The 8541-nt window shown below is 46.2% G+C and carries 13 protein-coding genes; 8 read left to right on the top strand and 5 right to left on the bottom strand.

The window, feature by feature from the left end:
* The 4 genes from B7L70_RS11035 to B7L70_RS11050 form a co-directional block, all read right to left on the bottom strand.
* Positions 1-376, bottom strand: a 376-nt coding sequence (locus B7L70_RS11035) for a hypothetical protein (RefSeq protein WP_081228237.1), incomplete at its 3' end; no start/stop codon positions are given.
* 37 nt (positions 377-413) lie between these two features.
* Positions 414-569, bottom strand: coding sequence for a 50S ribosomal protein L39e (locus B7L70_RS11040; protein ID WP_081228247.1), 156 nt, complete (start codon positions 567-569; stop codon positions 414-416).
* A 5-nt stretch (positions 570-574) separates the two neighbouring features.
* Positions 575-931, bottom strand: coding sequence for a DNA-binding protein (locus B7L70_RS11045; RefSeq protein ID WP_081228238.1), 357 nt, complete (start codon positions 929-931; stop codon positions 575-577).
* A gap of 51 nt (positions 932-982) precedes the next feature.
* A complete protein-coding gene (locus B7L70_RS11050; protein WP_081228239.1) occupies positions 983-1468 on the bottom strand; it encodes a 30S ribosomal protein S19e in 486 nt (161 codons plus the stop codon).
* 106 nt (positions 1469-1574) lie between these two features.
* On the opposite strand from B7L70_RS11050, the gene B7L70_RS11055 reads away from it, so the two are divergent.
* From B7L70_RS11055 to B7L70_RS11090, 8 genes are all read left to right on the top strand, one after another.
* Entirely contained in the window at positions 1575-1907 is a 333-nt protein-coding gene (locus B7L70_RS11055; RefSeq protein ID WP_081228248.1) for a transcription factor S, read from the top strand.
* An 81-nt stretch (positions 1908-1988) separates the two neighbouring features.
* Entirely contained in the window at positions 1989-2747 is a 759-nt protein-coding gene (gene pcn, locus B7L70_RS11060) for a proliferating cell nuclear antigen (pcna) (protein ID WP_081228240.1), read from the top strand.
* 75 nt (positions 2748-2822) lie between these two features.
* A complete protein-coding gene (gene priS, locus B7L70_RS11065; protein ID WP_081228241.1) occupies positions 2823-3875 on the top strand; it encodes a DNA primase catalytic subunit PriS in 1053 nt (350 codons plus the stop codon).
* Positions 3859-4368: a hypothetical protein gene (locus tag B7L70_RS11070; protein WP_081228242.1), complete on the top strand. Its 510-nt coding sequence runs from the start codon at positions 3859-3861 to the stop codon at positions 4366-4368. The genes priS and B7L70_RS11070 overlap by 17 nt, the downstream gene beginning before the upstream one ends.
* Positions 4369-4415: 47 nt before the next feature.
* Positions 4416-4700, top strand: a complete 285-nt coding sequence (locus tag B7L70_RS11075) for a 50S ribosomal protein L44e (RefSeq protein ID WP_081228243.1) — start codon at positions 4416-4418, stop codon at positions 4698-4700.
* A gap of 5 nt (positions 4701-4705) precedes the next feature.
* The gene (locus B7L70_RS11080) at positions 4706-4912 is read left to right on the top strand and encodes a 30S ribosomal protein S27e (protein WP_081228249.1); all 207 of its coding nucleotides are present in this window, start codon (positions 4706-4708) and stop codon (positions 4910-4912) included.
* A gap of 170 nt (positions 4913-5082) precedes the next feature.
* Positions 5083-5934 (top strand): translation initiation factor IF-2 subunit alpha, encoded by an 852-nt coding sequence (locus B7L70_RS11085; RefSeq protein WP_081228244.1) that lies wholly within the window; start codon positions 5083-5085, stop codon positions 5932-5934.
* Positions 5935-5937: 3 nt separating this feature from the next.
* The gene (locus B7L70_RS11090; protein WP_081228245.1) at positions 5938-6183 is read left to right on the top strand and encodes an RNA-protein complex protein Nop10; all 246 of its coding nucleotides are present in this window, start codon (positions 5938-5940) and stop codon (positions 6181-6183) included.
* On the opposite strand, the gene B7L70_RS11095 is transcribed toward B7L70_RS11090, so the two are convergent.
* Entirely contained in the window at positions 6169-8493 is a 2325-nt protein-coding gene (locus tag B7L70_RS11095) for an STT3 domain-containing protein (protein ID WP_081228246.1), read from the bottom strand. The two genes, B7L70_RS11090 and B7L70_RS11095, sit on opposite strands and share 15 nt — an antisense overlap.
* Between the last annotated feature and the right edge of the window lie 48 nt (positions 8494-8541).

The following is an 8541-nucleotide window of genomic DNA, read 5'->3' on the forward strand; positions in this document are numbered from 1 at the left end:
GTGTCCTCCTTATTCCCACCAGTGTTACGTAACCGTTGCCATCAATACTCACCTGATAAACAAGCATGAAACTCATGGTCCTGTTACCACCCGGTTTTAAACTAATTGAGTAGTATTGAGGAACCGTGATGTTTGTCTCGGGTACACGTTCAATAACCATTACATTAAGCTCAGCCCCTGTGTTGTTGTATGCACGTGCAAGTAGGATTATGTAGTCGCTTGGGTTCGTTTGTATGGTTATTGACGTATTATTTATTGGTCCGTTATAGTACATGTGAGTAACGAATGGGTGCGTTATTAGGTATATTGCGAGTATTATCGTCGCTATGCCGAGCAAATAGCCCGTTAAAACAATCCTATTTGTAGGTGGAAGCATTAGACTCAATTTATTATTTTGTTTATTTTATTTATAACTATGCCTTCAATTTAACCCTCCTCCAATGCCTCCTGGCTGGGTTCGTCAAAACCCTCCTGTTGGTCTTTGCCGTTACCCAAATTGGTGGTGCCCTATTTGACCTACCTGCTGCCGCCAGCCTAATTTTCCTGCCTAGGGGTTTGTTTCTTGCCATGCCTATCACCTATACCTTATCCTGAACTCCCTATGGGTCTGTTTATAAATTGTTTCCAGAATTCTCTTCAAATCCTCGTCGGTGATCGGCACCCTTACCTTACCTGACTGGGCCAGGGTTATCAATTGTTGCTCAAGAGTCTCAACAAGCTCCGGCCTAACTATCCGTAAATTATCAAGCCTCTCCCTAGCCTCGGGCGTTAGTATTGTCCTAAGCACGGCTCTTCTCTGGGCCGCGAGTTCCTGCCTCCTCCTCTCCTCTTCAATCTGTCTCTGTAGCTCCTGCATTTTCCTCTGCCTAATGGCTTCAATCTCCTCATCACCACCTGATTGCTCCTCATCATAACCCTCGTTGACAGACATTCTTACCAAAGAGTAGTTAAAACCCTTTATTAACCTAATCTAACTAATCACTTAGCCCTGCTCCGCAGGTTTTGGGGTTACGTACTTGCTAAGTTCTGGATTTTGTTTGGCTAGTTCCTTGAGTATATTTAGGGCTAGCTTATCGAGTAGTGCCCTACCCTGGGGTGTCACGACCCTACCCCCCTTAGTCTTTGTTATGAGCCCCGCACTCTCGAGTTGGTGAAGTATGTTCCTGATTATTGCGCCACCAGCCTTCCTAGTCCTCTCACTCCTGACGCCGACACCGATCTTGGCTCTATAGCTAAACGCCATCCTAAGTCTTTCAATACCCACGGGACCATTTAAGTATACTTTCCTAAGCACTGCGGCGGCCCTAACGTACCACCAGTCATCCTGCATTGGGGGCCTATCCTTATTTGGCCCAGTCTTAACGAATAATGCCCAGTCTGGCGGCTTGACCTGAGGCACGTTTTCCCTGAGGTACTTGGCCAACTCCCTTATCAATAACTCAGCAGGTACATCCCTAACACTAACCAAGGCTGGTCGTGAAACGCTGGTTGTTAGGGTTAATAAATATTACATAATCGATGCAATGTTTAGAAGGTTTAATAAATGGGTTGCCTCGAGGTTTTGTGCAATGGCCATAAAGTTCTGCCCCCGTTGTAGGAGCATGATGGTTTTAGCAAAGGAGGGTGGTAAGACCATTTGGAAATGCCCGAAGTGCGGTTATGTTGAGGAGGCAAATACCAGTAGTGCCAAGCTTGTGGAGAAAACAACATTGAATAGGAGGGATGATAAACCGATAGTACTCACCAAGTCTGGTGAGGAGGCCTTGCCGAAGGTTAGAAAGGTTTGCCCAAGGTGCGGCAATGAGGAGGCTTACTTCTGGGTTCAGCAAACGAGGGCTGCGGATGAGCCGCCAACAAGGTTTTACAAATGTACTAGGTGTGGTTATGTTTGGCGTGAGTATGAGTGATCAAAATTGATTGAGAGATTGGGTATTACGGTTTTTGTTGAGGATGTAGGGTTTAAATTTAAGTTGCGGGCTTGGTAATTGATGTCCTCTGAGGTAAAGATAACATACCCAGATGCAAGGGAGTTCTCGCAAATAGTGGATGCGGTGTCCGCATTAATTGAGGAGGCAAACTTCACACTGGCAAGCGATGGTTTGAAGCTAAGGGCCCTAGACCCATCAAGAACAGCCATGATAGACCTATTAATACCGAAGGAAGCCTTTGAGGAATTCCCAGAGAGTCTCAATGAGGAGGTTAGGATTGGCGTTAATTTCGATGACTTCAAGAAACTACTTAGGAGAATTAAGAAGGGCGACAAGCTCGGCATTGAGGTTGGCGAGGGCAAGTTAAAGGTTAGGCTCCTGGGCAAGGCATCGAGAACAATGACACTACCCCTAATAGACATTGGCGCCGAGGAACTACCAACACCCAAGGTAGTATACACGGTACTAGCCAAGGTATCCAGCGACTCACTAAACGAGGCCCTCAAGGATGCCGACGTTATTGCCGATGCGGTCAAATTTGACGCTAAGGATGATGGTCTATACATATCGGCGAGTAGTGATAAGGGTGATGTGGAGGTTAAGTTTGAGAAGGAGGGTGAGGTAATGTTTGAGTACGACCTTAAGGAGCCAGCCACAGCTAAGTACAGCCTTGATTACCTAGTTGATACGGTGTCCAAGGCCTATAGGATTAGTGATATCGTAACTATAGAGTTTGCCACGCAGAAGCCCATAGCCTTAACCTTCGAGATACCCATGGGTGGTAAGTTGACATACTACATAGCGCCAATGATTGAGTAATTGGGCAATAAAGGTAATACTTGAAAATGGTGATAAAACCCTTTATTACGGTATTTGTGCTGGGAGTTTCATAAGATGGTGGGCTTCATAGACCTGGTTAAGGTATTGTTCCGGAATTACTATAGGTCTATTGATTTGTCTGAGGTTAGTGACTTGCAGGGTAGGGAGTTTGGTTTTCAATTCTTCGATAAGGAGGGCATGGTTAGGCACATGGGCTTCAAAAACGAGGAGGAACTAAAGCACTTCCTCATTAGTAACACGCCATCGCACATATACTACTCAACAGCCATATACAAAGACCCAACAAACCAGGACATGGACGCCAAGGGATGGTTGGGCGCTGACCTTGTGTTCGATATAGACGGTGATCACCTACCAACCCAGAGCTGCCAAGGTGTTGAGTTAATGACTCTGGAATGCCTAAGTGATGCCGCAGAGGAGGTGAATAAGCTTCTCGACTCCCTGATAGAGGACTTTGGTTTCTCCGACTCATCAATAAAGATTTTCTTCAGTGGGCATAGGGGTTTTCATGTTCATATTGAGTCGTCGGAGGTTAGGGGCTTGAGTGACGAGGAGAGGAGGGAGATAGTTGATTACCTGCTTCTGCGTGGCTTCGATATCGAGCACCTAATTAGGGGTAATGTTGTTCTTATAGACATGAAGTTGAGGGGCATCGGCGGTAGGCTTGCCTCAGTTATTCATGAGACTGACTCAGGGCTTCTGGATAGTATTACCAGTAGGAGTGGTAGAGGTAGGGTTAGTAAGTACCTAGTTCGGAAATTAAGCTCGTTCAATTCAGTGATTAGTGAGAGGTTGTCTACGCATATTGATGAGGTTGTGACTATGGATGTACATAGGCTCATTAGGATGCCGAATTCACTGCATGGAAAGACGGGCCTCCGAGTGGTTAAGCTAACCCCAAGCGATTTGGAGAGGGGTGTTGAGTACGTAATCGATAAGGCGATACAGTTCAGGAAGGGTTCATTAACACTTAGGTTAATTAAGAAGTTACCTGTGAGGAGGGTTTTGGGCGAGGATGTGGTTGGTGATGAGGGTAGTATCATTAAGGTGCCCACATACATAGGTATCTACCTAGTAATGACTAATTGGGGTGAGCTCGTTGATTAGCGACACACTAAAGAGACTACTCGATTTAGTGAGGACGGAGACGAGCACCGAGGATCTTCAAAAACCACCATATGAGTCATATGCCCAATTAATCCAAGAAATTAATAATAGGTTATCCATAGGTGGTAATGTACTCGATAAGGAATTACTCGAATCCATGAGAAACATGGTTAGGGAGGCATTGGCATCGTTTGTTAGGAGGAGGATTGAGAAGATAATGAGGTATTACCAGGTGGGTAAGGATATTCCCCAGGAATTATTATTTATCGAGGAAAGAAGGTTTCTAATGCCGCTCCTGGAGTTGAGGGTTGCCGAGGCACGTGAAAGCAAGGCTGAGGGGTTATCAATAGTCTCCTTTAAGAAGGGGTTCCCAACTCTCTACAGCGTTCGTCTGGTGTCGCTAGGTCCGTTCTCGCAGTTTGATTTAGTGGTGCTACCTAGGACTGATGCTGAGGAGTTAATGCGTAGAGGTGTTGTTGATGTTATTCGTTAGATATGCTGAGGTAAAAGTATAAAAGGGGGTTTTACCTCACGTATGTCGTGAAGTTCCCAAAGGTTGTTAGGGTGTATTGCCCGAGGTGTAATACGTACACGGATCACACGGTCACCATATACAGCCATGGGAAGAGGAGGAACCTAGCTGAGGGGCAGAGGAGGTATTTGAGGAAGCTCAAGGGTTATGGCTCAAGCAGAAAGCCCAAGCAGAAGAGGTTCTCTAAGACCACGAAGAAGATAGTGGTCAAGCTACAGTGCAGGCAGTGCGGTTACGTAATAATGAAGCCGCTGGGCAGGTTGAAGAAGGTTGAGTTGGCTGAAACGAGGTGATAATAATGCCCACAAACTGGCGATCAGTCCTTGTACCGAGACCACGCTCAAAGTTCCTGAGGGTTAGATGTAATAACTGTGGTAATGAACAGGTGGTTTTCGATAGACCAGCCATGGTTGTTAGGTGCCTAGTCTGCGGTAACGTATTGATAGAGCCCACCGGAGGTAAGGGTAGGATCGTTGGCGCCACAATCGTGGCGACATACGACTAGGCCCTCTTAATATCTATCTAATTAGTAAGTAACGTTTAAGGACATAGTTTTGTTACTAGGTAGGTGCAGCCTGCGTCCTGGGTATCATGCATCGATTCTATGATTAATTAGACGATGTCGAGGTTAATTGACGAAAAAGGTATAAATTCTGTCCATAATCACCATAGGCAATGAGCAAGAGGGAGGATAGGGTGGATGAGATTAGGAAGAACGTCCTATCTGTCAGAATTTCTAGGAAGGAGCTGCCGGACATAGGTGACCTCGTGATAGGCACCGTGTACAAGATCCTGGAGCATGGAGCCTACGTACTCCTTGATGAATATGGTGGTTTAGAAGCCTATGCGCCAATCAATGAGGTGGTTCAATCCTGGTTCCACGACATAAAGGACTACCTAAGATTAGGGCAGAAGACCGTTTTTAGGGTTATTAGGGTCGATGCGCGTAGGAGGCTTATTGACGTCTCGCTTAGGAAGGTTAGGGAGGAGGAGAAGAGGGAGAAGTTAGCCAAGTGGAAGAGGACGTTGAAGGGCGTGAAGCTCCTCGAGTTAGTTGCTAAGAAACTGAATATGCCCCTCGATAAGGCATTACAGGATTTTGGTTGGAAGCTCGAGGATTACTACGGTGATTTCCTATCGATATTCGAGAATGCGGCTAAGCATGGAGCAGGTGACTTAAGGAAGTTGGGGCTTAGTGATGATGTCATAAACGCGATCAACGAAGTTGCCAAGGAGAGGATTGAGGTCGAGTCAACAGAAATTTCGGGCGTTATTAGGATAATAAGCATTAAACCAGACGGTGTTAGGCACGTTAGGGAGGTCTTATTGAAGGCTATGGATTTGGCTAGGAAGGAGGGTGTTGATGGCGTTAGAATATACACAATAGGCCCACCTAGGTATAGGATAGATATTGTTGGTAAGGATCCCAAGAAGCTTGAATTGGTGTTGAAGGACGTTGTTAATTTCATAACCACGGAGATTAAGAAGAGGGGTGGTGAGGCTAGCTTCACGAGGATAGGTGAGTAATCAATGGATTCGATATTGAGGAGGTGCAAAAATTGCGGTAGATACACAATGAGGAAGGATAGGTGTCCATACTGCGGCGGCGAACTCGAAATCCCACACCCACCGAAGTTCTCTCTAGACGATAAGTATGGCAGGTATAGATTATTAATGAAGATAATGAGTGGCGAAATCAAGCTAAGCCAGGACATTATTAACGCAATACTCGTAAGTCACAAACAAAGCGCAAGTCAGGGCTCAGGAACTAGGTAGGGTCTGGTTTTCAGCCAGGGCTCTTAACAAGCTGTAATTAATCTTGTAAATAATCACCCAACCATAGGGCCTGGAGACATACACCAACTGAGCCCATGGCGGCGGGTAGACCAGGTAGTACCAGGGTGTCACGGGTCCCTCATACCCAGGTAAACCAATGTAGGCTAGCTTAAAGGATGCCCCACCAGCCTCCGGCATAATTGTTGGTATTCCCTCGAATATCCAATACGCAGGTATACCATTCCTTAGGCAGGTTGCCCATACCGTGTATGATGAACTAACCACTTCGGAATTAAACATTAGGCTGTACAGTGTTACGTTATAGGCTGCGTAGAATGTGTTGTTTGCGTAGGGTACATAGATCGTTGATCCACCTATTTGCGCCGGTGATATGAATGTGTTGGCTATGTAATTGGTTGAATACCCAGCTATCCTAGCCATCCAGTAGCTCTTCGCGAAATCGCCACCGGCTGGGTACTCAGGAATAAGCACGCACATTGGGCCTGTGCCTGTGGCATTTATGGGTCCATAGACGTAGTATGGCTCGAATATCAATATGTACTGCGGGTCGTGTAGCTCATTTAATTTATCTAAAACACCCGTGTAATTGTAGGGGTTGGACATGAAGAAACTCCCTATAAGGGCTATCTGTGTGCCATTCACTGTGGAGTTATCCGCGAGGCTCGTCCTATTACCAATTATTGCTGTCCAATAACCATAATCCCACCACGAAAGTACAGTGGCATTTGGTGGGGTATTATAGGCCAACCACTGAAGTGCGTCAAGCCAGTCAGGTGTTGGGAATGGTGGCGTAACCGTACTAACTATCTGCTGAGGCATTATTGACATGGACAACGCAGGTTGTATGTTGATTACTAGGGCTATCGCTAAAACAACACCAAGCAATGCCGTTATTGATAAGCCAATCATGGCGCGCCTGCTCAATGCAAGTTCCGTTAGTTTAACGAAGCCGTAGGCCGTCGCGGGTATCCAGAATACGCCCAGTACCATGAATAACCATACCTCTGATGACGCGAAGTAGGCGGCGGCTAAGGATCCAACGCTTATCAACACCGCAGGCAGTGATAGCGATATTACGGATAATAATATCGTGTATATTACGAAGGGTAATGTTATCGATACGTTATAAATGCTTTGCTGTAATGATGATGGGGAGTGTTCAGCGACGCTCTGCACAATGGCACTTCTGGCGAGGGGCGCCAACGCTCCCAGGAATTTACCCCCTATTGAGGTGAAACTAAGCCCTATGACAACGATTACGGCGACGACCAAAGCCATGAGGAAATACCTAACCACCGTGGTCATTATTCTCGGGAATCTTGGGTATAATTTAATGAGGAGATACGCAATTATCGAGAACAGCAGTGCGGCATTAGCCATACCACCCATGCCTGACACCAACGTGTGGAAACCGTACCTCGGCGTCGTAATTATAAAGGCGGAGAACCCTAAATCAACTATCACGTATGTCATGATAAGCCTATCAGCAGCAAAGGGTAGGTTTTGTCTCCTGGCTATCTTGATTAATAAATAGAGTAGTATCACTATTGTGAACAGTCCGTAGAAATTCCATAGAAATACATAGGAGCCCCAGGTCCACACATTTATGCCGTTAAGCAATGCCGAAAGGATCGCAAATAATAACCAATAATTATCCCTCCTACTGAGTGATTCTATGTAGAAGGCGAGACCTAGGGTTGCGAAGAATTGAAACAATGGAGCATCAGCGAACCAGCCCGCCGTACCCCTCTGCAGGAACATCGTCGTGAAAACAGACCATAGGGCAGCCAGTAGGCCTACATACTTACCACCAAGCCTATAACCCAGGTAAAACATGGCTGGAACCACGGCGGCATTGGCAATGGCGGGCAATAATACAACTGATTGCAATAGGTCAAAGCCCAGGTGGGAGAGCACCTTGTAGGCTAGGACGCCTAGCCAGGATACACCTGGCGATAGTACTATTGTCCAGTTAATACCCCAGGGGTACCAGAAATGCGTGAATACGACGCCATAACCCTTGTGCAACCACCAAAGCAGCCCCTTAATCGTGCCGTACTTAAGCATTTGCTCGGTCATGAAGAACCTTATGTATGGGTCGAACTCGTTTATGTACCAGCCATATAGGAGTACTGGGTAAAGCCTTAGGTAATAGGCTAATGCCGTGAAGGAAACAATCGCCGAGAGTATGGCAACCCACTGCGTAATCCTCACATCGATAGGAATGCCCAATGGTGTAGGGGTAACCACCTTAGTCTCAATCTTACTCACAGTTTTTGCTTTACTCATCACATCACGCCATAATGCTTAATTTAAAAGCATTTTTCACAGGAACGA

Source organism: Vulcanisaeta sp. EB80, from assembly GCF_002078205.2.